Annotated in this window: 15 protein-coding genes and 1 other RNA gene; 12 read left to right on the forward strand and 4 right to left on the reverse strand. The window is 68.0% G+C overall.

Features of this window, described 5'->3' with window-relative positions; translation table 11 throughout:
* Window positions 1–12 precede the first annotated feature (12 nt).
* The 10 genes from ASD35_RS25670 (at window position 13) to ASD35_RS25715 (ending at window position 17751) form a co-directional block, all read left to right on the forward strand.
* Window positions 13–192, forward strand: a complete 180-nt coding sequence (locus tag ASD35_RS25670; protein WP_056877805.1) for a hypothetical protein — start codon at window positions 13–15, stop codon at window positions 190–192.
* A gap of 155 nt (window positions 193–347) precedes the next feature.
* Window positions 348–2969 (forward strand): TIM-barrel domain-containing protein, encoded by a 2622-nt coding sequence (locus ASD35_RS25675; protein WP_056877806.1) that lies wholly within the window; start codon window positions 348–350, stop codon window positions 2967–2969.
* 34 nt (window positions 2970–3003) lie between these two features.
* Window positions 3004–4917: a glycoside hydrolase family 97 protein gene (locus ASD35_RS25680; protein WP_056877807.1), complete on the forward strand. Its 1914-nt coding sequence runs from the start codon at window positions 3004–3006 to the stop codon at window positions 4915–4917.
* A gap of 33 nt (window positions 4918–4950) precedes the next feature.
* Complete coding sequence (locus ASD35_RS25685; RefSeq protein WP_200956110.1) at window positions 4951–6108, forward strand: non-reducing end alpha-L-arabinofuranosidase family hydrolase; 1158 nt, start codon at window positions 4951–4953, stop codon at window positions 6106–6108.
* A 292-nt stretch (window positions 6109–6400) separates the two neighbouring features.
* Entirely contained in the window at window positions 6401–8581 is a 2181-nt protein-coding gene (locus tag ASD35_RS25690) for a hypothetical protein (protein ID WP_056877808.1), read from the forward strand.
* Between the two features lie 36 nt (window positions 8582–8617).
* Window positions 8618–10030 carry a glycoside hydrolase family 27 protein gene (locus ASD35_RS25695; protein ID WP_200956112.1) on the forward strand — a complete coding sequence of 471 codons (1413 nt, stop codon included), beginning with the start codon at window positions 8618–8620 and terminating at the stop codon, window positions 10028–10030.
* Between the two features lie 109 nt (window positions 10031–10139).
* Complete coding sequence (locus ASD35_RS25700; protein ID WP_056877809.1) at window positions 10140–12200, forward strand: beta-galactosidase; 2061 nt, start codon at window positions 10140–10142, stop codon at window positions 12198–12200.
* A gap of 31 nt (window positions 12201–12231) precedes the next feature.
* Entirely contained in the window at window positions 12232–14187 is a 1956-nt protein-coding gene (locus ASD35_RS25705; RefSeq protein WP_056877810.1) for a sialate O-acetylesterase, read from the forward strand.
* 34 nt (window positions 14188–14221) lie between these two features.
* Window positions 14222–15433 (forward strand): glycoside hydrolase family 27 protein, encoded by a 1212-nt coding sequence (locus tag ASD35_RS25710; RefSeq protein ID WP_056877811.1) that lies wholly within the window; start codon window positions 14222–14224, stop codon window positions 15431–15433.
* The gene (locus ASD35_RS25715) at window positions 15433–17751 is read left to right on the forward strand and encodes a PDZ domain-containing protein (protein WP_056877812.1); all 2319 of its coding nucleotides are present in this window, start codon (window positions 15433–15435) and stop codon (window positions 17749–17751) included. Before ASD35_RS25710 ends, ASD35_RS25715 begins: the two co-directional genes overlap by 1 nt.
* A 174-nt stretch (window positions 17752–17925) precedes the next feature.
* Here the strand turns inward: ASD35_RS25715 and ssrA are convergent.
* From ssrA to ompA, 4 genes are all read right to left on the reverse strand, one after another.
* Window positions 17926–18298: a transfer-messenger RNA gene (ssrA, locus tag ASD35_RS26870) on the reverse strand.
* 13 nt (window positions 18299–18311) lie between these two features.
* Window positions 18312–18950 (reverse strand): HAD-IA family hydrolase, encoded by a 639-nt coding sequence (locus tag ASD35_RS25720; protein ID WP_056877813.1) that lies wholly within the window; start codon window positions 18948–18950, stop codon window positions 18312–18314.
* Window positions 18951–18985: 35 nt separating this feature from the next.
* Complete coding sequence (ubiG, locus tag ASD35_RS25725) at window positions 18986–19690, reverse strand: bifunctional 2-polyprenyl-6-hydroxyphenol methylase/3-demethylubiquinol 3-O-methyltransferase UbiG (RefSeq protein ID WP_056877814.1); 705 nt, start codon at window positions 19688–19690, stop codon at window positions 18986–18988.
* A 77-nt stretch (window positions 19691–19767) separates the two neighbouring features.
* Window positions 19768–20427, reverse strand: a complete 660-nt coding sequence (gene ompA, locus ASD35_RS25730) for an outer membrane protein OmpA (protein WP_056877815.1) — start codon at window positions 20425–20427, stop codon at window positions 19768–19770.
* 266 nt (window positions 20428–20693) lie between these two features.
* Here ompA and gyrA point away from each other — a divergent pair, with 266 nt between their 5' ends.
* On the forward strand, window positions 20694–23348 hold the full coding sequence (gene gyrA, locus ASD35_RS25735; protein ID WP_056877816.1) for a DNA gyrase subunit A: 2655 nt from the start codon (window positions 20694–20696) through the stop codon (window positions 23346–23348).
* Between the two features lies 1 nt (window position 23349).
* Window positions 23350–23934: a DUF2059 domain-containing protein gene (locus ASD35_RS25740; protein ID WP_056877817.1), complete on the forward strand. Its 585-nt coding sequence runs from the start codon at window positions 23350–23352 to the stop codon at window positions 23932–23934.

The raw sequence follows: 23934 nt of genomic DNA on the forward strand, positions 1-23934 counted from the left end.
ACACGCAAAGCCATGGCCAACGCGCCCTATCCCACCTTCATCTGGAGCTCGCCCCAGGGCAAGCCGCTGGACATGTACCGCTCCACCGATGCCTTCAAGCGCACGCCGCAAGGGCTGGATGTGCGGCTGCCCGAGGGCCTGGCCGGCACCCCCGCCGTGGCGCTGAAGATCCGCGGGAGCGGCCTGACTTAAACCACGATTGCGCGGCACCGACTCGCGCGGCCTGCCCCTCATAACCAGAGCGATGCATGAAATACATCAAACACAGCCTCTCCCGGCGTGAGGCATTGCAGGCCGCCCTCGCCGCTGCCGCCACACCACTGGGCGCTGCGACAGCAACGACCGCGATGGCTTCCTCCAGTGTGGCGAACGCCGCCACCGGCAACCTGGCGCCTGAGGGCGCCGCGGCCCGCCGCGCGCAGCCATCGCTAGCCCCGGAATGGGTGCTGACGACGCCCCAGGGCACGCTGCGGATCAGCGCGCTCTGCGACCGGGCGCTGCGCGTGCGCTTCCTGCCGCCTCAGGCCGCAACGCAGGCGCCGCCGCCAAGCCTCGCGCTGCTGCCCGGCCGTGCCAAGCCCCTCATGAAGCAGACGTCGAGCGCGGACGCGAACCGCCTGGAACTGCCGGGCATCCGCTGCGAAGTGGACAACGGCACCGGCGCGCTGCGCTTTTTCGACCGCAAAGGCGCCTTGCTGCTCAGTGAAGCGCCCGGCACCCGGCGGCTGACGCCGTCGCGGCTGGGTGACGAGCCCGTGTTCATCGCCGAGCAGGTGTTCGAGTCACCCGCCGGAGAGCGGCTCTACGGCACCGGCTGCTTCCAGGACGGGGCCATGGACCTGCGCGGCCACCCGCGCCGCCTGACGCAGGTGAACACGCAGATCAGCCTGCCGTTCATGCTGTCCAGCCGCGGCTATGGCCTGCTCTGGCACAACAACGGCATGGCCGAGCTGAACACGCCCGAGCAGTCGGTGGTGCTGAGTCGTGCCAAATCGGAGAGCAAGGCCGAAGTCGTGGATGTGACGACGACCACGGGCAATGCGCAGGTCGTGCGAAACCTGACGCGCTTTGAAGGCACGTTCAAGACGGAGGCGGCCGGCCGTTTCGCCTTCCTCCTCGACGTCGGCCGCGCGATGGGTTCGCGCCACTCGGTGGAGATCGACGGCAAGTCCTGCGTCGAGATCGCGAACCACTGGCTGCCGCCGACGGTCGGCTTTGTCGTCGAACTGCCGGCGGGCGAGCATCAGGTGCGCGTCAACGCCGACAAGGACGACTCTCCCTCACTGCGCTTTGGCGCCGTGCGCGCCAGCACGACATGGCGCTCACCGGTGGCCGACGCCATCGACTACGTCGTCATCGCCGGCCCCAGCGCGGACGAGGTGTTCGAGGGCTACCGCGAGATCTCCGGCGCCACGCCCGTGATGCCGCGCTGGGCCTATGGCTACATCCACTGCCGCGAGCGCTTCCATTCGTCGGCGGAGATCGTCGACACGCTGCGCGAATTCCGCCGCCGCAAGCTGCCCGTCGACGTGATGGTGCAGGACTGGCAATACTGGGGCCGCCACGGCTGGAACGCGATGCGCTTCGACGAGGCCCACTACCCCGACCCCGCCGCGCTGGTGCGCGAGGTGCACGGCCTGAACGGGCGGCTCATGCTGTCGGTGTGGGCCAAGATCGCGCGCGACACCGAGCTCGGCCGCGCCACCGCAGCCGCCGGCCACTACATCGACCAGACCGACTGGGTCGACTTCTTCGACCCCAAGGCCGCCGCCTTCTACTGGAACAACCAGCGCGAACGCCTGCTCAAGCTCGGCATCGACGCCTGGTGGCAGGACGCGACGGAGCCCGAGAACGACGACCTGGTGGGCCGGCGTACGGCCGCGGGCCGTGGTGAGCGGGTGCGCCTGGCCTATCCGTGGTACGTCACGCGCACCGTCTACGAGGGTCAGCGCCAGGCGGCCCCTGACCGGCGCGTGATGATCATGACGCGCTCGGCCTTCCCTGGGCAGCAGCGCCATGCCGCGGCCACCTGGTCGGGCGACATCGGCAACGACTGGGACACGCTCAAGCGGCAGATTCCAGCAGGCCTGAACATGGCCGCTGCGGGCTATGCCTACTGGACGGTCGACGCCGGCGGCTTCTTCCGCCCGGGCGACGGCCAGTACACCGACAAGGCCTACCACGAGCGCCTGATCCGCTGGTTCCAGTACGCGACCTTCCTGCCGCTGCAGCGCGTGCATGGCTACATGACCAACACCGAGTTCTGGCGCTATGGCGACACGGTGGAGACGGTCTCGCGCCAGTACCTGGAGCTGCGCTATCAGCTGCTGCCCTACCTCTACAGCCTGGCCCACGAGGTACATGCCAAAGGCGCGCCGATCATGCGGCCGCTCGTGTTCGATTTCCCGCAGGACGAGCAGGCCCTCGACCAGGCGCACAGCTACATGTTCGGCCGCGCGCTGCATGTGGCGCCGGTCCTGGCGCCCGACGTGTCGAGCTGGCCGGTGTACCTGCCGCAGGCTGCCGGCGGCTGGGTCGATTTCTGGACAGGGGAACGGCGCGCGGGCGGCCGCACGCATGACGTGGCGTCGCCGCTGGAGCGCATGCCCCTGCACCTGCGCGCCGGCAGCATCCTGCCGCTCGGGCCGGTGCTGCAGTCCACCGCCGAAGCCACCGGTGAGGTGCTCGACCTCTACGTCGTGCCCGGCGCCAACGGCGCCTTCAACCTTTACGAGGACGGCGGCCTGGACTACGCCTACGAGAAGGGCGGGCTCAGCGTGATCCGCATGACCTGGGACGACAAGCGCGGCGTGCTGCGCCTGGCGGCGCGCAACGGGCGCTTCGCGGGCATGCGCACGACCAAGCGCTTGCGCATCCACCGCATCGGCAACAGCGGGCCGACGCTGCAATCCACACCGCTGCGCGAGGTGCTCTACACCGGCCGCGCCGTCGAAGTACGCCTTGGATGAACGCTCTCCAACACCAACACAGCCACACATCCCCATGAAGACCACCACCATCCACCTCGCCGTCGCCGCGCTTGCCCTGGCTGCCTCGGGCGCCCACGCGGCCGACGCCGTCATCACCTCGCCCGATGGCCGCGTCGCGCTGCGCATCGCCGACAACGGCAGCCAGTTCAGCATCAGCCGCCACGGCGAAGCCGTCATCGCGCCCTCCCCCCTAGGGCTGGAGCTCGACGGCCAAGCTCTCGGCGCGTTGACGCTGGAGTCGCGCCATGACGAGGTCGAGGACCGCGTCATCTCACTCGTCGCGACGAAGGCGGCGAGCGCGCGCGACCACTACCGCGGCGCAACGCTGGCCTTCCGCGAGGCCGGCGGCGGCCGCCGCCTCTTCGTCGACGTGCGCGCCTACGACGACGGCATCGCCTTCCGCTACCGGCTGGACGGCACCGCGCCGGTCAGCCTGCGTGGGGAGCGCACGGCCTTCGTGCCGGCCGGCGATCCGTCATGCCTGGTCACGCCGGCTGACGGTTCGCACGAGCAGGCGTTCGCGCGCCTGAAGGTCTCGCAGCTGAAGCCAGGCGTCGCCTACGACGTGCCGGTGGTCTGCGCCACGCCCTCGGGCCGCACGCACTACGCCATCACACAGGCCAACCTGAAGGGCTACACCGGTGCGTCGCTGTGGCGCGACGGCGCCGCGCTGCAAGTGCGCCTGTCTGCCGTGCCCGGCCGGCAAGGCCCCGCCTTCACCTCCACGGGCGGCCTGACGACCGCCTGGCGCGCCGTGATGATGGCCGACCAGGCCGGCAAGCTGATCGAGTCCCATCTCGTCGGCAACCTGAACCCGGCACCGACCGGCGACTTCAGCTGGGTCAAGCCCGGCAAGGCGGCGTGGGACTGGTGGTCCGGCCCGCTGGTCGGCATGAAGCCCGACATGGGCTCGTACAAGCGCTTCATCGACTTCGCCGCCGAGTCCGGCTTCCCCTACTACCTGATCGACGCCAACTGGGCCTGGGGTTCCGGCGGCTGCTGCGACGCCAGCCCCGAGACCGACATCACCCGCCCAGCCAAAGGCATCGACATGCCCGAACTCGTGCGCTACGCCGAAGCCAAGGGCGTGGGCCTGATGCTGTGGGCCCACTGGGTGCATGTGGACGCGCGCATGGACGAGGTGCTGGACACCTACGCACGCTGGGGCATCAAGGGCGTCAAGGTCGACTTCATGAACCGTGACGACCAGCAGGTGGTGGACTTCTACGAACGCATCGCCGCCGCCACCGCCAAGCGCAAGCTGCTGCTGGACCTGCACGGCGCCTACGTGCCCGCCGGCCTGCAGCGCACCTTCCCCAACTACATCACGCAGGAGGGTGTGCTGGGCGCGGAGTGGAGCAAGATGACCACGCGCACCACCCCCAGCCACAACGTGACCCTGCCGTACACGCGCATGCTGGTCGGCCCGATGGACTACACGCCCGGCGGCTTCCGCAACGCGACGCCGGCCACCTTCGAGGTGCGCGCAGAGATGCCGCTGGTGCAGAACACGCGCGGCCAGGCGCTGGCGATGTACGTCGTCTACGACAGCCCGCTGCAGATGGTGTCCGACGACCCTACCAGCTACCGCGGCGAGCCCGGCTTCGACTTCATCAAGCGCGTGCCCACGGCCTGGGACGAGACCCGCTTCATCTCCGGCGAGCCGGGGCAGGACATCGTGCTGGCGCGCCGCCAGGGCAAGACCTGGTACATCGGCGCCATGACGGGCGACCAGGCCCGCACCGAGAAGGTGTCGCTGGGCTTCCTGCCCGCTGGCAACTGGCGCGCCACGATCTGGCAGGACGGCGAGGTCGTGCGCGAGGTGCGCCGCACCGAACGCAAGGTGACCCGCAAGGACGTGTTGAGCCTGTCGCTGGCCGCGGCGGGCGGCGCCGCCGTGGTGCTGGAGCCATGGCCTGCCAAGTGATCGGTGCCGCCGCGCGCTGACATCAACGATTCCATGCTGTTTTCCTTCATGAGCAAGTGCAGTCAACGACTCATCGTCATTTCGACCTTCGCGGCCGGCCTCGCAGCCGTCCTCTTGGCAGGTTGCGGTGGCGGAGGCGGAGGCAGCAGCGCGGGCGGCGACACGACGCCCGCGCCCACCGCAGGCACTCCAGCCCCCGGCGGCACGGCGCCAGCAACGGCCCAAGCTTTTGAATGGAAATCCAGCGAGCCCCTGGTCAAGCCGCCGGCCGATCGGACGGACATCTTCGGCGTCAAGGACCCGACCGTCGTCCACCACGACGGCCGCTACCACGTCTTCATGACCACGGCCGGAAAGAACGGCTGGGGCCTGGCCTATACGAGCTTTGCCAGCTGGGCCGAGGCGCCCACGGCCCCTCAGTTCATGCTCGACAAGTCCCCCATGGGGCCCGGCTACCGCGCCGCACCCCAGGTCTTCTACTTCGCGCCGCACAAGCTCTGGTACCTGATCTACCAGGGCGGCGACCCGCTGTATTCCACCAGCAGCAACATCGCCGACCCACTGTCGTGGACGGCGCCGAAGCCCTTCTACGCAACGGTGCCGGCAAGCGTCAAGAACGCTGAGGGCAATGCGACGTGGCTGGACTTCTGGAACATCTGCGACGACAGGAAGTGCCATCTCTTCTTCACCGGCGACAACGGCAGCTTCTACCGCGGCGAGACGACGATCGAAAGCTTCCCTCGGGGCTTCGCCGAGCCGGTCGTCGTCATGAAGGAAAAGCTTGAGGACCTGTTCGAGGCGAGCAACACCTACAAGATCACCGGCACCAACCAGTACCTGACGCTGATCGAGGCGATGGGGCCCAAGGGCCGGTATTTCCGGGCGTGGACGGCCGATCGCCTGGACGGCACCTGGCAGCCCGTCGCCGGCGCCCCGATGAACCTGTTCGCCGGCACGGACAACGTCAAGTTCGACGGCCGGATCTGGTCTGAAGGCGTCTCCCACGGGGAGTTGATCCGTGACGGCGTCCACCAGACGCTGAGCATCGACCCCTGCCAGCCGCTGAAGTTCCTCTACCAAGGCCTGGATCTGGAACCTGGCAAGACGTACGAGTACATCGAGCTGCCCTATCGGTTGGGCCTGATCACCGCCACCGCCCCCAACGCCATCAGCGTGTTGTGCAAGAAATGAACGCCCGCCCTGCCTCGTGATCAGCGTCGCCGCGCCGAGCCATCAATCACCCGAACACCGTTTTCCCATGAGATACAGCAAACAACTCACCGTTCTCTCCCTCGTCACCGCGACCCTGGTGGCGGGCTGCGGCGGCGGCGGTGGCGCCGCGCCGACAGCCGCACCGGCGCCCGCGGCCACGCCGGCACCCGCTCCCGCTCCCGCTCCCGCTCCGGCTCCGGCTCCGGCTCCGGCTCCCGCTCCCGCTCCGGCTCCGGCTCCCTCACCGTCCGAGGCCACCACCTGGGCGAGCGTGAAGTGGGGCGGAGGCGGCTACGTCACCGGCCTCGTCTTCCACCCGACCACCGCCAACCTGCTGTACGCGCGCACCGACATCGGGGGCGCCTACCGCTGGAATCAGGGCACGTCGGCCTGGACGCCCATCACCGATGGCCTGGGTTTCGGTGCCGCGGAGGCCCGGTACCACGGGGTCGAAAGCATGGCCGTCGATCCGAACAACGACCAGCTCGTCTACATGGCCACCGGCATGTACGTGTCTGAAGGCAACGGCCGCCTGTACGTCTCCAGCGACCGTGGCGACCACTGGACCTACGTCGGCCTGCCTTTCCCACTGGGAGGCAACAACCCCGGCCGGGCCATCGGCGAACGCCTGATGGTGGACCCCAACAAGCCGTCGACGCTGTTCTACGGCTCGCGCACGGCCGGCCTGTGGAAGAGCACGGACTCGGGCCTCACCTGGGCCCAGGTCGCGTCGCTGTCGTCCCTCAAGATGACGCAGGACCAGATCAACGCCAACGGCGGCACGGCGATGGGCGTCGAGACGGTCGTCTACGACACCGGCACCAAGGGCACCGGCACTGCCACGCAGACGATCTATGCGCCCATCGCGCCGGACTACGTCACCGCGGCGGGGCTGGCCTCGAACCTGTACAAGTCGACGGACGGCGGCGCATCGTGGACCGCGGTGGCGACCCCGGTCTCCGGCTACCACATCCCGCACATGGTGCGCGCTGCCGACGGCGTGTTCTATGTCGTGTTCACCAAGGACCCCGGTCCAGGCGCAGGCGGGCCCGCGCGGCTCTACAAGTTCGACGGCAGCAACTGGACCCTGCTGAAGGACCCGAACAGCGGCGGCACAGGGACGGGCCTCGGGCTGGGTGGCCTGTCCGTCTCCGGCGCCGGCGCGACCACGCGCATTGCGCTGGGCGTGACCAACACCTGGGGCAACTACAGCGGTCAGCAGGCCATTCAGTGGTCAGGCGACGGCGGCAAGACCTGGCGCGAGATCGCCGCCACCATGCCGCGTACGCCGGCCGACGGCTCCTTCTGGGGCTGGCCCGACGATGTCGAGATCGATCCGGCCAACCCCGACCGCGTGCTGCACGTCCATGGCGGCGGCGTTTGGGAAACCCGCAACGCCTCCTCGGCCACGCCGAGCTGGAACGAGGCGGTCGACGGCCTGGAAGAGACCGCCGTGCTGGGCCTGGCCACGCCGCCCGCCGGCGCGACGTACACGGTGATCAACAGCTCGGGCGACGTCGGCACCTGGGTGCACACCAACCTCGCGACCAAGCCGACGCTGACGCCGGGCACCACCTGGAGCAACGGCTTCGCCGCCGACATGGCGTGGGCCGATCCGCAGTACATGGCCACCATCGGCGTCGTCCTCGGTACCAGCACCGGCTTCGGCATGTGGTCCGGCGACGGCGGCAAGACCTGGGCGAAGTTCGCCACCTACCCGACGGGCGTCGCGGACAACAAGGGTGGCGAAGCGAGCATCGCCATCACCGCGCGCAACAAGGCGGTCTGGGCCCCCGGCAATTCGGTGCCGTCGTACACCATGGACAACGGCGCCACCTGGGTGCCGACCAACCTCCCGGCGGTCAACACCGTCTTCCCCCGCGCCTATCACCTGGCCGCAGATCGGAAGAACCCGAACAAGGTCTATGCCTACGATTCCGGTGGCCACTGGTGGGGCACGCCGGGCAAGGTCTACGTGTCGACGGATGGCGGCCACACGTTCACACTGAGCGCCGGCTCGGTGGCCGCAGGGCTCGCCCCCAACTATTTCGGCAACAACTCGTTGGCGGTGAACCCCAATGCCGAAGGGGACCTCTGGCTGGCCGACGGTAACGCCGTCTACCACTCGACGGACTCGGGCGCGACCTGGACCAAGCTGAGCAACTTCGCCTCGATCTTCGCCGGCAACCAGTGGGCCCAGGTGCAGGGCGCCAGCGCCATCGCGTTGGGCAAGGCGAAAGCCGGCGCCCCGTACTCGGCTGCGGTCTACGTCGTGGGTGTGGTGGGCGGCGTGTGGGGCGTGCATCGCTCCGACGACGGCGGCGCCACCTGGACGCGCTTCAACGACGACGCCCACCAGTACGGCGGCATCGGCGTGATCGCGGCCGACCAGAACGTGTATGGCCGGATCTACTTCAGCGGCACCGGCCGCGGCCTGCTGTACAGCAACTGATCCTCATTGCCTCATCCCCTCGTTTCCGTATCGCTGATGACCAAGACAACATCGACGGGCGCCCTGCCCGATGAACCCGCCCGCCGCAGCTTCGTGCGCACCGTCGCCGGCGCCGGGTTGGCTGCCGTGGCCGGTGGGTCGGCGGCTGCTGCCGCCGCCCCTGCCGCCAACACCGCCGTCGCCAGCACCCCCGAGCCCGGCCTGCCCTTCCACGCCTGGGCCCCCACGCCGCCCATGGGCTGGAACAGCTGGGACGCCTTCGGCGCGAGCGTCACCGAAGCCGAGTACCTCGACAACGCGCGCATCCTGGCCGAGCGCTTCCTGCCCTTCGGCTACGACACCGCCACCGTCGACATCCAGTGGTACGAGCCGGGCGCTACGTCGGGGTGGTACCGGAACTTCGCGCCGCTGGTGCTGGACGGCAACGGCCGCCCGCAGCCGGCGCCCAACCGCTTCCCCAGCGCGGCCGGCGGCCGCGGCTTCGCACCGCTCGCCGCCCAGGTGCACGCCATGGGGCTGCGCTTCGGCGTGCACATCATGCGCGGCATCCCGCGCCAGGCGGTCGGCTTGGAGCTGCCCATCGCCGGCAGCAAGTACCGCTGCAACGAGGTGGCCAACGCCAGCTCCACCTGTTCATGGAACACCGACATGTGCGGCGTCAACCCTGAGCATGCCGGCGCCTTCGACTGGTACCGCGCCTGGTTCGCCCAGCTGGCCGAATGGGGCGTGGACTTCGTCAAGGTCGACGACATCGCCGCCCCCAACTACCACGCAAAGGAAGTGGAGCTCATCCGCCGCGCCATCGACGCCACCGGCCGGCGCATGGTGCTGAGCCTGTCGCCGGGCCCGTCTTATCTGGAGCAGGCGGCTCACCTGCAGTCCCACGCCAACCAATGGCGGGTCTGCAATGACTTCTGGGACACCTGGCCCCAACTGCGCGACAACCTGGTGAACCTCGTGAAGTGGGCGCCCCACGCCCGCTCGGGCGCCTGGCCCGATGCCGACATGCTGCCCGTCGGCAAGATCGGCCTGCGCAACTACGACGAGAAAGGCCGTGGCGAGCGCGATAGCGGCTTCACGCGTGACGAGCAGCTGATGCTGCTCACCGCCTGGACCTGCGCACGCAGCCCGCTGATCCTCGGCAACGACCTCCGCAAGCTCGACGACTGGACGCTGCGCCTGGTCACCAACCCCGAGGTGCTGGCGCTGCTGCGCGTGCCCGGTGCGCGTGAATGGCACAGCGTTGCGCAAGGCCACCGCTTCGTCTGCAACGGCCCGCAAGGCACCTGGGCTGCGTGGCTGAACACCGGCGACGCGCCGTGGCAGGTCTCGCTGCCCGCCTGGCTGCCCGACGCCAAGCGCGACTGCTGGGCGCGTGCCGACTTGCCCGCGCGCACCCGCATGCTGACCGTGCCGCCACACGGTGCGCGCCTGGTGCGTTGCGCCTGATGGATATCGCTGAGGCGGCCACGCTGCGCGTGATCGCAATCACGCGCACCGGAAGCCCTCGTCCTCCAATATCAACGTCTCTCTCGCCAGCAGGCCCGACACCCCGACCATGAAACTGAAAAAGACCCTGCTGGCCTGCGCCCTCGCGCTGGCCACCCTCCAACCCACCCTGGCCCAGGACGCCAAGAGCCCGCAAGGCCGCCCAGACTGGCCCGGGGCCGGCCAGCTGTTCGCGGGCGTGAACTACCAGCCCGTGGACCGCACGCTGGCGCAGGTGAAGTACGACGTTGCGCTGATGAAGCAATCCGGCTTCAAGGTCGTCCGCATGGGCGACCTGGCCTGGGACTATTTCGAGCCCGAGGACGGCAGGTTCGACTTCAAGCATTTCGACGCCGTGATGGCCGAGGTGCACGCCGCCGGCATCAAGGTCATCCTCGACATCCCCGGTGCGCCGGCGCCGATGTGGCTGCACCACAAGTACCCCGGTGTGGACATCGTCAACCAGGCCGGCACGCGCCTGGCGCCGGCCGAGCGCTACATGGACAACACCGCCGACCCGGACTACCGGCGCCTGGCCACCCGCATGGCCGACACGCTGGTCAAGCGCTATGCCAAGCACCCCGCCGTGCTCGCCCTGGGCTATGACAACGAGATCGGCAACGGCTTCATGTCCTATTCCGAGGCTGACCGCAAGCGCTTCGTCGAATGGCTGAAGAAGCGCTACGGCAGCATCGAGACGCTGAACAAGGCCTGGGCCACACAGCGTTGGTCGCGCCGCATCGGCCGGTGGGACGAGGTGCGCCTGCCCCTGGCCGACGGCCCCGGGCCCGCCGAGCGCTACCTGGACCTGCGGCGCTTCTGGTCCGACATGACCCTCGCCACGCTGGCCGACCGGGAGGCGGTGCGACGCAAGCACACGCCGGACAAGCCGGTGCTGTCCAACTACTGGGACTGGTCCGGCCGCAAGGGCTTCGATTACCTGGGCAGCTACCGCGATCACACCACCTTCGGCGCGATGGGCTATTACGCCGGCGACGCCGTCAGCGGCGGCTGGCAGGCGGCGCTGATCAAGGGCGGCATGACGGTGCCCACCTGGTTCAACGAGTTCACGGCGGGCGGCCCCGGCTCCTACGGCAGCAAGGGCTGGTCACGCATGTGGTCGCACTTCGTGCTCCTGATGGGCGGCCAGGCCGCGCTCGCCTGGACCTTCAACAGCCACCTCGGCGGCGAGGAGCAGGCGCTGTGGGGCCTGATCGACCATGACGACCGACCCTCGTGGCGGCTCGCCGAATGGGCCCGCATTGCCGGCGACTACGCCAAGCTGGAGAAGCTCGGCTTCCCGCGCAAGGTCGAGCCGAAGGTGGCCATCGCCTATTCCTTCGACAACGTGCATGCCACGAGCCCCAACGGCCCGAGCAACACGGTGCGCCAGTACATCAAGGCGCCCTACATCAATCAGGCGCACGGCGCCTTCGAGCCGCTGCTGAAGGACAACATCGACGTAGCCGTCATCAAGCTCACGTACGAGGACCTGAGCCGCTATCGGCTGATCATCCTGCCGGGCATGTACCTGCTGGACAAGGCCGCCACCGAGGCGGTGCGCAAGTTCGTCGCCGAAGGCGGCACGGTCGTCATGACGGCGCAGTCGGCCAAGGTGGACGACAACAACCAGTGGCACGCCACGCCCAAACCCGCCGGCCTGACCGACGTCTTCGGCCTGCGCACCAACGAGTTCTACGACTGGATCGGCACGGTCAAGCTGGGCGACGAGGAGATCAAGAGCACGGTCAACCACTTCGAGGTGCTCGAGCCTTCCACCGCCCAGGTGCTGGCGCGCTTCAGCAACTTCGACCGCCAGCCTCCGGCGATCACCGTCAACAGCTTCGGCAAGGGCCGGGCCATCTACGTCGCCACCACGGCGCAGGCGCCGATCATGAAGCCGCTGCTGCGCCAGCTCTACGCCGAGCTGGGCATAGCGCCCGGCCCCAAGACGCCCGACGGCGTGTATGCCCGCGCCGTCGACGGCCGCGTGCTCTACGTCAACACCAACTGGACGCCGGTGGACGTGCCGATCAGCGGCGCGATGCAGGGCGTGCTGGGCGGCCAGCGTTGGGACAAGACGCTGAAGCTGGAGGCGCTGGGCGTGGAACTGCTGGAACCCCTGAATTGAAGATGGCCCCCGAGAGACGAGGACGAACCCGATGAAGAAGAAGACCTCCCTGCCTCTGCTGCTGGCCCTGCTGGCCGCCACCGCCCAAGCCGAAGTGCGCCTGGCCGAGGTGTTCGGCGAGCACATGGTCCTGCAGCGCGACCGACCGCTGCGCGTGTGGGGCCAGGCCACGCCTGGCAAGACCCTGACCGTCGATCTCGGCGGTCACACCGGCACGGCGCGTGTCGGTGCGGACGGCCGCTGGCGCGTTCAGCTGGCCCCGCTGCCGGCGGGTGGCCCGCACCGCCTCGTCGTCACGGGCGACAAGACCGCCGTACTGAACGACGTGCTGATCGGTGACGTCTGGCTGCTCGGCGGCCAATCCAACATGGAGTGGCCACTCGCGCAGACCGACACCGGCCCGCAGGAAGTCGCCTCGCCGCAGAACGCGCAGCTGCGCCATCTGCGCGTGCCGCTGCGTGCCAGCGTGCAACCCGAAGCCGACATCGCGCCCGCGCCGTGGGTCGTTGCGGAGCCTGGCCGCGTGGCCGAGTTCAGCGCCGTCGGCTACCACTTCGCACGCCAGATGCAGGCCGCGCAGGGCGTGCCCATCGGCCTGATCAACACCGCCTGGGGCGGCTCCATGCTGGAGACCTGGATGAGCCGCGATGCGGCGCTGCGCGACCCCGACCTCGCACCCGCGGTGCGCGCCCTGCCGGCCGACAACGCGGCCTTCACCGCGGCACTGGGCCAACGCATGCTGCCCCGCATCGCCGCCTGGCAGAAGGGCCTGCCGCTGGAAGCCGTGGACGCCTCGGGCTGGTCTGCCGCTGCCGACATCGACGCCGACTGGCCCGCGCTGCAGGTACCCGGCAACTGGGAAGGCCAGGGCCTGGCCGATGTTGACGGCGTCGTCTGGATGCGCAAGCGCATTGAGCTGAAGCCTGCCCAGGCCGCAGGAGCCGCGGAGCTGCATCTGGCCAAGGTGGACGACTGCGACGAGGTCTGGGTCAACGGCCAGAAGGTCGGCGGCCAGTGCGGCTGGGAGCAGGCGCGCCGCTACGCACTGCCGGCCGGCCTGCTGCGCCCGGGCGCCAACTGGATCGCCGTGCGGGTGACCGACACCGGCGGCGGCGGCGGCATCAGCGGCGAGGCCTCCGACTTGCGCCTGGACACGGCGGCCGGCACCGTGTCGCTCGTCGGCCCCTGGCGGGCACGCGTCGAGAAGCTCGTGGCGGCCGGCGGCCCGGTGGCGAACAACGCCCCGGCCCTGGGCCACAACGGCCTCGTCGCACCGCTGCAAGGCCTGTCCGTACGCGGCGTGCTCTGGTACCAAGGCGAGGAAAACTCCGGGCGCGCGGCGGCCTATGCCGACGGCTTCAAGCGCCTCATCCAGGACTGGCGTGCCCAGTTCGCCGACCCCGCCCTGCCCTTCTTCTTCGTGCAACTGGCCTCGTGGCGGCCCATGGCCGAGAACCGGCCCGACGGCAACGGCTGGGCCGAACTGCGCGCCAGCCAGGCGGCAGCCCTGGCCTTGCCTCACACCGGCATGGCCACGGCCATCGACGTGGGCGATGCGGTCGACATCCACCCCCGCAACAAGCGCACCGTGGGCCAGCGCCTGGCCGCGCTGGCGATGCACGAGCTGGGCCTGCGCGCAGCAGCAGCCACGGGCCCGCGCCTGACCGGCCATCAGCCCAAAGGCGGCGAATTCGAGCTTCGCTTCGACACCACCGCCGGCGGCCTGCGCACTGCACGCGCCGGTGAGCCACTGCGCGGCTTCTTCCTGGCTGGCGCCGACCACCGCTGGGAGCCTGCCGAAGCCCGCATCGACGGCGACCGCATCGTGCTGCGCAGCGCTGTTGTGCCGTCGCCTGTGGCCGCGCGCTATGCCTGGGTCAACAACGCCAGCGAAGCCAATGTGGTCGGCGGCGACGGCCTGCCTCTGCCGCCGCTGCGCACAGACGACTGGCCGCTGGCATCGGCCAGCCGCCGCTACGGCCAATGAGTTTTCCTCCTCCCATCACTTTGAAAGAGTCCCCATGCATCTCCTGATCCAACGCGTCGCACACACGCTGGCCCTGCTCGGCGCCCTGGCCGCCCTGCCGGCTCACGCGCACGACACCCTCAAGCTCGAGGCTCCCAAGCCCAATCTCGCGCCCACGCCTCCCATGGGTTGGAGCTCCTGGAACAAGTACGGCTGCAACGTCAACGAAAAGATGATCCGCGACCAGGCCGACGCGATGGCGGCCTCCGGCATGAAGGACGCCGGCTACCAGTACATCAACGTCGACGACTGCTGGCAGGCGAAGAGCCGTGATGCCGACGGCAACATCCAGGCAGACCCCGAGCACTTCCCGTCGGGCATCAAGGCGCTGGCCGACTATGTGCACAGCAAGGGCCTGAAGTTCGGCCTCTACTCCGATGCCGGCGCCTTGACCTGCTGGGGCCGCCCGGGCAGCGCGGGCCGTGAGTTCCAGGACGCGCTCCAGTACGCCAAATGGGGGGTCGACTATTTCAAGTACGACTGGTGCTACACCGGCACCCGCAACGCCGAGGCGGCCTACACCATCATGGCCAAGGCCCTGCGCGAAACGGGCCGCGACATCGTGTTTTCCCTCTGCGATTGGGGCGGCAGCAAGCCTGGCCGCTGGGCCAAACCCGTCGGTCATCTGTGGCGCACCACGGGCGACATCTACGACGCCTGGGAGGGCAAGAAGGGCTGGTCGCATGGCATGACCAACATCCTCGACATGAACGCCGAGCTGTCGGGCGAGTCCGGCCCCAACGGCTGGAACGACCCCGACATGCTGGAAGTGGGCAACGGCGGCATGACGACGACCGAATATGAGTCGCACTTCTCACTGTGGGCCATGCTGGCCGCGCCGCTGATCGCCGGCAACGACCTGTCCAAGATGGACGCCGACACGCTGCGCATCCTCACCAACAAGGACGTCATCGCCGTCGACCAGGATCCGCTGGGCAGGCAGGGCAGCCGCGCCTTGAGGGAAGGCGACCTCGAGGTCTGGGTGCGTCCGCTCGCAGGCGGTGAACACGCGGTGGTGCTGTTCAACCGTGGCAAGACGCCGGCCAACATGAAGGCGACTTGGGACCTGCTCGGGTTGCCCAACGACCAGAAGGCCGACGTGAAGGACCTGTGGAGCAAGAAGGTCGCGAAGGGCGTGAGCGGCAGCTACGGCGCCAAGGTCGCGCCGCATGGCGTGGTCATGGTTCGCATCAAGCCCGCGACGTGATGGGCAAGGCTGTGCTGGTCGCGATGGCGGTGCTGGTCGGCGGCGCGCAGGCCGAGACACTGACCGTCACGGACGCCAGGTCGCTCGAGGCCGCCCTGCAGCGGGCACGTGCCGACAAGCGCATCACGCGCGTGGAACTGGCCACCGGCCGCTACGAGCTTGCGGCGCCCATCGTCATCGACGAGGCGTTGTCGGGCACAGCAGACGAGCCCTTCGTGCTGGCTGCGGCGCCAGGCGCGCAGCCGGTGCTGAGCGGCGCAACCTCGTTGCCCGCACTGCGCTGGGAGCGTTGGAAGGACGGCCTCTGGCGGGCCCGGTTCGCCGGCGCGTCGTTCCAGCGTCTGTGGCTCGGACAGCAGTTGCTCGTGCGCGCTCGATACCCCAACTTCGACCCCGCCCAGCCGGGCTTCGGCGGCGCGGCGGATGCCACGTCACCCGAGCGCGTCGCGCGCTGGCGTGACCCGCAGGGCGCCGTGCTCCACGCGCTGCACGGTTACGGTTGGGGCGGCCTGCAGGTCGCGATCCTTGGCAAGAAACCCGATGGCAGCCTGGACTACGGTCCGCAACTGGCCAACAACCGCGTGATGCCGCCGAGCGACAAGGACCGCTACGTCGAGAACGTACTGGAGGAACTGGACGCGCCTGGCGAATGGTTCCACGACCGCAAGCAGGGCTGGCTCTACGTCAAGCCGCTGGCCGGCGAACGGCCGCCGGCACGCGGCTTTCGCGGCACCGCGCAGGAAGCCCTGATCCGTATCGAAGGCCGCCGGGCGCAGGTGCAGCATGTACAAGTTCGCAACCTCGTGCTTCGGGAGACCGAGCCCACCTTCCTGAAGGCCACCGAGCCGCTGCTGCGCTCGGACTGGAAGTTCCATCGCGTCGGCGCCGTGACCATCGAGAACGCAGGCGACGTGCGCGTCGAGGGCTCCGAGTTCGTCGACCTCGGCGGCCATGCCGTCGTCGTCAGCGGCCGCGCGCAGCGGGTGGCCGTCTCGGGCAATCACATCCATGACATCGGCGGCACGGCGGTGGCCTTCGTCGGCCGCCCGGAGGCCGTGCGCTCGCCGCTGTTCGAGTACCACGAGCGGCTGGAGGTGGCGGCCATAGACCGCACGCCAGGCCCGAAGTCCGACGCCTATCCCAGGAACTCCGAGGCCAGCGACAACCTCATCCACGACATCGGCCAGATCGACCGGCAAGCCACCGGCGTGCAGATCGCGATGGCCGCGCGCATCACGGTCGACCACAACAGCATCTACCGCATGCCGCGCGCCGGCATCAACATCGGCGACGGCAACTGGGGCGGCCATCGCATCACCCACAACGACGTCTTCGACACCGTGCGCCTGACCGGCGACCACGGCTCCTTCAACAGCTGGGGCCGCGACCGCTTCTGGCACCCCGACCGCGCCGAGATGGACCGCCGCGCTGCGGCTCACCCCGAGCTGGCGCTGCTGGACGCCGTCGAGCCCATCGTCATGCGACGCAACCGCTGGCGCTGCGACCACGGCTGGGACGTGGACCTGGACGACGGCGCCTCCAACTACGTCATCGAAGAGAACCTGATGCTGGCCGGCGGGCTGAAGCTGCGCGAGGGCTTCCAGCGCATCGTGCGCAACAACATACTCGTCAACGGCAGCTTCCATCCGCATGTGTGGTTCGACAACGGCGGCGACGTCTTCGACTCCAACCTCGTCATGGGCGCGCACCAGCCGGTTGAGATCAGGCGCTGGGGGCGCAGCGTCAACCGCAATTTCTTCGTGGCGGAGGCCGACCTGCAAGCCGCCCAGGCACGTGGGACCGACGCCGACTCCGTGGCCGGAGACCCGCGCTTTGCCGCGCCGGCCCGGGGCGACTACACGGTCACGAACGCCGCGCTGGCCGAGCGCATCGGTTTCGTCAACTTCCCCATGGACGATTTCGGCGTGCGCCCGGCGCGGTTGAAGGCGATGGCCCTGCAGCCTGCATTCCCGGTACCCAAGCGAGAGGTCAACCAAGCCGTGCCGCCGCAGGCCGCACAACAGCTGCATGGGCTGACCCTCAAACCAGTCGAAACCCTGGGAGAGCAGTCCGCCGCGGGGCTGGGCGACAAGACCGGCCTCATCGTGCTGGCCATCGAAGCCGGTAGCCCGGGTGCTGCCGCCGGACTACAGGCCCGCGACGTCATCGTCGGCGCGGCGCAGCGATTGATCAACGACGTGGCGACCTTGCAGTCGATGCTGGCCACGGGCCCGAGCGTCGAACTCACCGTCGTGCGTAATCAGGCACGCCTGTCCCTGCAATGGCCACGCGCTGCGGCCTCCGATGCAAACCATTGACTTCAAGGAATGGAGCATCGACCCGGTGTCACTCGGATCAGCCGAATTACCCGGGACCATCAGGGCAAATGTCGGAAAGTCACCCACATACCGAGGCCCGCATAAATAAAAAGGCCTAAGTCATTGATTGACTTAGGCCTTTCGGACTTCGGCGAACTGTGCCGAACTATGAGATGGTGGAGCCGGGGGGAATTGAACCCCCGTCCGCAAGCCATCACCGGGCAGATCTACATGTTTAGCCGGCTGATTTGAATCTCACGGTCAACTCGCGCAGTGGCACGCTAGTTTTCCCGCCAGTCACTTGATCTCGCGCCGTACCGAGTGACCCGGTGCGACGCCAGCCGATGTGAGTGACTTCTCAGCCTTGCCCCTTGCGGAACTCAGCCCGGCCCATCGGCCTGCCGTTGAGAAGCTCATCCGCAATTAAGCGGCGAGTGCGAACGTAGAGTCGTTTGCAGTTACTTTGTTTCCAGTGGTTTTACGAGCGGACTGGTGCTCGACATGCCCTACTCCGGATCCGCACCCACGTCGAAACCAGGTCGGCCCCAGAGCTTGCTATTTTAGGCCAGCCCCAGCACTTTCAAGAGTTCGCCCGGCGAGATCAGTTCAATATCTGCGCCCCACTGGCGGTGGTCCGCCTGCGGGCCGAGGTAGCCCCAAGCCGCCACGGCCGTCGCCATGCCGGCCGCGCGCCCGGCGATGACATCGCGCTCGTCGTCGCCCACGTAGAGGCAGGCTTGCGGTGGGACGCCGAGGCGACGCGCAGCTTCGAGCAAGGGCGCGGGATGGGGCTTGGCATGGCCGGTGGTGTCGCCGCCAATGACGGTGCTTGCGCCCAGTCGCAAAGCCGCCGTCAACGGCAGGGCGAAGCGCTCGGCCTTGTTCGTGACGATGCCCCAGACCAGACCGGCTGCGGTGAGCCCGGCCAGCTCCGCCACGATGCCGGCAAATGGTTGCGTGCTGTCGTACATCAGGCCTTCGTAGCGGTCGAGGAATTCGCGCTTCAGTTCTTCATAGTCGGCATGCCCCGGGGCAACGGCGAAGGCTTGGCCCAGCATGCCGCGCGCGCCGGAGCCGCCATGCGGTCGGTACTGGCCATGTGGCAGCGGCGGCAGCCCTCGGGCCGTTCGCATCGCGTTGGCAGCTCGCGCCAAGTCCCGGGCACTGTCGATAAGCGTGCCATCCAGGTCGAACAGCACCGCCCGCAGATGCGCCCAGCGCGCCGGGGTTGGCCTCACAGCGGCCGCCGGCAAGCCATCAGGTAGTTGACGTCGGTGTCAGTGCCAAGGCTGTAGCGCTGCGTCAACGGGTTGTAGGTCAGCCCCCGGCTGGCTTGTGTTTCAAGGCCGGCGTCGCGGCAGAACTGGGCCAGCTCTGAGGGTCGCAGGAAACGCGCGTACTCATGGGTGCCCTTGGGCAGCATGTTCAACACGTACTCCGCGCCAACGATCGCCAGCAGAAACGCCTTGGCATTGCGATTCAGCGTCGATAGGAACACCCAGCCGCCGGGCCTCACCAGGGTCGCGCAGGCCTGCACGACCGAAGCCGGATCAGGAACATGCTCGAGCATTTCCATGCAGGTCACGACGTCGAAACCCGCCGGCTGCTCGAGCGCCAGCGCCTCGACGGCGACTTCCCGGTACTCCACGCCCTCGGTCCCAGCTTCCATCGCATGCAGTTCGGCCACGCGCAAGGGTTTCGTCGACAGGTCGATGCCCAGCACGTTGGCACCAACGCGCGCCATGGAGTCGCTCAATATGCCGCCACCGCAGCCGACATCCAGCACGCGTTTGCCGGCCAGGGGACAGAGCTGTTGAATCCAGCCCAGTCGCAGCGGATTGATCTGGTGAAGCGGTTTGAAATCGCTCTCAGGGTCCCACCAGTGGTGGGCCAACTCGCCGAATTTGGCGAGCTCTTGAGGATCGGCATTGATGGTCATGGCGTATTGAAAAAGAAAAGCCCCGACGGACGGGCCGTTCGGGGCTTTTTGCATCAAGCGCCCGAGGGCGCCAGAGCTTACTTGTTGCGCGTACCGACGACTTCGATCTCGGTGCGGCGGTTCTTGGCGCGGCCTTCGGCGGTCTTGTTGTCGGCGACAGGCTGCTTCTCGCCCTTGCCTTCGGTGTAGACGCGGTTCGGCTCGACGCCCTTGCTCACCAGGTAGGCCTTGACGGCTTCCGAGCGGCGGATCGACAGCTTCTGGTTGTACGCATCGCTGCCCACCGAGTCGGTGTGGCCGACGGCGATGATGACTTCCAGGTTGATGCCCTTGGTCTTGCTGACCAGGTCATCCAGCTTGGCCTTGGCTTCGGGCTTCAGCGTCGACTTGTCGAAGTCGAAGAACGCGTCGGCGGCGAAGGTGACCTTCTCGCTGACCGGAGCGGGCGGCGGCGTGACGGGCTTGGGCGGCACCGGAGCGGGAGCCGGAGGTGGCGGAGCGACCGGAGCAGGCGCCTCGACCTTGGGCGCCGGCTTGATTTCGCCGTCGCAACCCTTGGCGGCCGTGGCCGGCGTCCAGAAGTTGTTGCGCCAGCAGTATTCGTTGGTGCCGTTCTTCCAAACGGTGCCGTCAGTTGCGCGCCAGTTGTCGATGGTTTGCGCAGACGCGCCAGACGATGCCGCAACGGCGACCGCAGCCACCGCAAACAGCGACGCCACGCGATTCAATTTCTTCATGATTCTCCTCTCAAGGAATGCCGCAGTTGCCCTGCGAGAGTCAGTACTCGAACCTCTAACCTTAGGAGACTTTAGGGTTTCTCCTAGGGACTCGACGATTGTGCCATGGGGCCAACGAGACGGACGCATTGTGGCGGCCTACGTTCATAGGCATGGTGACGATGTTGCGCTGCTGCTACATGGGGCGCGCCGCGTAGAATTTGCGCCTTTCACCTACATCCTGACGACGCCGCGCCCGTGTAGTGCGCCAGCGAGATCGAGCCCGCATGACCCAGTTCGCCAAGGAAACCCTGCCGATCAGCCTCGAGGAGGAGATGCGCCGCTCCTACCTCGATTACGCGATGAGCGTGATCGTCGGACGTGCGCTGCCCGATGCGCGCGACGGCCTCAAGCCGGTGCACCGCCGCGTGCTCTTCGCGATGCACGAACTCAACAACGATTGGAACCGGCCGTACAAGAAATCGGCCCGTATCGTCGGCGACGTCATCGGTAAATACCACCCGCACGGCGATACCGCCGTCTACGACACCATCGTGCGCATGGCCCAGGATTTCTCCCTGCGCCACATGCTGGTGGACGGTCAGGGCAATTTTGGTTCCGTCGACGGCGACAACGCCGCGGCGATGCGATACACCGAAATTCGCCTGGACAAGATCGCCCACGAAATGCTGGCGGATATCGACAAGGAAACCGTCGATTTCGGACCGAATTACGACGGCAGCGAAAAAGAACCGCTGGTTTTGCCGACCCGGCTGCCGAATCTGCTGGTCAATGGCGCCTCCGGTATCGCGGTCGGCATGGCCACCAACATCCCGCCGCACAACCTGAACGAGGTGGTTGATGCCTGCCTGTTCGCGCTGAAGAACCCGGCGTGCACGGTCGACGAGCTGATGGAGATCATTCCGGCGCCGGACTTCCCGACCGCCGGCATCATCTACGGCCTGGCCGGCGTGCGCGACGGCTATCGCACCGGCCGCGGCCGCGTGGTGATGCGCGCCAAGGTGCACTTCGAGGACATCGACAAGGGCTCGCGCCAGTCGATCATCGTTGACGAGATCCCCTACCAGGTCAACAAGAAGACGCTGCTCGAACGCATCGCCGAGCTGGTGCACGAGAAGAAGATCGAGGGCATCAGCCACATTCAGGACGAATCCGACAAATCGGGCATGCGCGTCGTCATCGAGCTCAAGCGCGGTGAAGTGCCCGAGGTCGTCCTGAACAACCTCTACAAGCAGACGCAGCTGCAGGACAGCTTCGGCATGAACATGGTGGCCCTCATCGACGGCCAGCCCAAGCTCTGCAATCTGCGCGACATGGTGATCGTGTTCCTGGAGCACCGCCGCGAGGTGGTGACCCGCCGCACGATCTATGAACTGCGCAAGGCCCGCGAGCGCGGCCACGTGCTGGAAGGCCTGGCGGTGGCGTTGGCCAACATCGACGAGTTCATCGAGACCATCAAGACCTCGCCGACGCCGCCGGTCGCGAAGGCGGCGCTGATGGCCAAGAGCTGGGATTCGTCGCTGGTGCGCGAGATGCTGACCCGCGCCGAAGGCCAGACACCCGGCGGCCGCGCCGCCTTCCGCCCGGAAGGCCTGGAGCCCGAGTACGGCATGCAGGAAGACGGCCTCTACCGCCTGTCCGACTCGCAGGCCAGCGAAATCCTGCAGATGCGCCTGCAACGCCTGACCGGGCTGGAGCAGGACAAGATCGTCGGCGAGTACAAGGACGTGATGTCGCAGATCGCCGACCTGCTCGACATCCTGGCGACGCCGGCACGTGTGACGACCATCATCAGCGACGAACTGGTCCAGCTGAAGACCGAGTTCGGCCAGACCAAGATTGGCGCTCGCCGCAGCGTCATCGAGCACAACGCTCAGGAGCTGGGCACCGAAGACCTGATCACGCCGACCGATATGGTCGTGACGCTCTCGCACACCGGCTACATCAAGAGCCAGGCGCTGAGCGAATACCGTGCCCAGCGCCGCGGCGGCCGGGGCAAGCAGGCCACGGCGACGAAGGAAGACGACTGGATCGACCAGCTCTTCATCGCCAACACGCACGACTGGATCCTGTGCTTCTCCGACCGCGGCCGCGTCTACTGGCTCAAGGTCTGGGAGGTGCCTCAGGGTTCGCGCAACTCGCGCGGCAAGCCCATCGTCAACATGTTCCCGCTGCAGGCTGGTGAGAAGATCACCGTCGTGCTGGCACTGACCGGCGAATTCCGCAGCTTCCCTGAAGATCACTTCATCTTCATGGCCACCGCGATGGGCACGGTCAAGAAGACGTCGCTGAAGGACTTCAGCAACCCGCGCAAGGCCGGCATCATCGCCGTCGACCTTGACGAAGGCGATCACCTGATCGGCGCCGCGCTGACCGACGGCCACCACGACGTGATGCTGTTCAGCGATGGCGGCAAGGCCGTGCGCTTCGACGAGGACGACGTGCGCCCGATGGGCCGCACCGCCCGCGGCGTGCGCGGCATGATGCTCGAGCCGGACCAGCGTCTGATCGCGATGCTGGTGGCCGAGGACGAGACGCAGAGCGTGCTGACCGCGACCGCCAACGGCTACGGCAAGCGCACCAGCATCATCGAGTACACCCGCCACGGGCGGGGAACGAAGGGCATGATCGCCATCCAGCAGAGCGAGCGCAACGGCCGTGTCGTCGCCGCGACGCTGGTGCGTCCGGAGGACGAGATCATGCTGATCACCGACAAGGGCGTGCTCGTTCGCACCCGCGTCAGCGAGATCCGCGAGCTCGGCCGCGCGACGCAAGGCGTCACGCTGATCGCGCTGGACGACGGCAGCAAGCTGTCCGGCCTGCAGCGTATCGTCGAGAACGACGCCAACGAGGCGGACGCCTCCGCCGACCCCGGTGAAGCCGCCCCGACCAACGACACCCCCGAAGCCCCCAAGGATTGACATGACTTCTCGCAAGCTGGGCCTGGCCCTCGCACTGGCCTTCGCGGCCGGCACCGCCCTGGCCCAACCGTCGCCCGCCAAGAAGGCGCTGATCGACAAGATCGTGGCGCTCCAACAGCAGGCTCTGGCCGAAAACCTCGCCGCCAACATCGTCCAAGGCCCGCTGCCCCAACTGATGCAGGCTGGCCGCGGTGCGTTGCAACAGGTGCCCGCCGAGAAGCGCGAAGCCACCGCCAAGGCGATGGACGCCGACCTGAAGAAGTTCGTCGAGGAAAACGTGCCCTACCTGAAGGACAAGATCTCCAAGGCCGTGCCGGCGACGGCTTCGGCGCTGCTGGACGAACGCTTCAGCGAGGACGAACTGAAGCAGATCGTGGCCTGGGCAGAATCGCCGGTCAGCCAGAAGTTCGGCCTGGCCAGCGTCGAACTGCAAAAAGCCGTCGCGCAGAAGGTCATGGCCGAGGTCGGCCCGACGCTCGAAGGCCGCCTCAAGACGCTGCAGGCCTCGCTGGCCAAGCAGCTTGGCATCCAGCCCCCGCCCGCCGCTGCATCCAAGGCCGCAGCGCCCGCCGCACCGAAGAAATAG

Source organism: Pelomonas sp. Root1444 (assembly GCF_001426885.1).
Classification (GTDB): domain Bacteria; phylum Pseudomonadota; class Gammaproteobacteria; order Burkholderiales; family Burkholderiaceae_C; genus Pelomonas.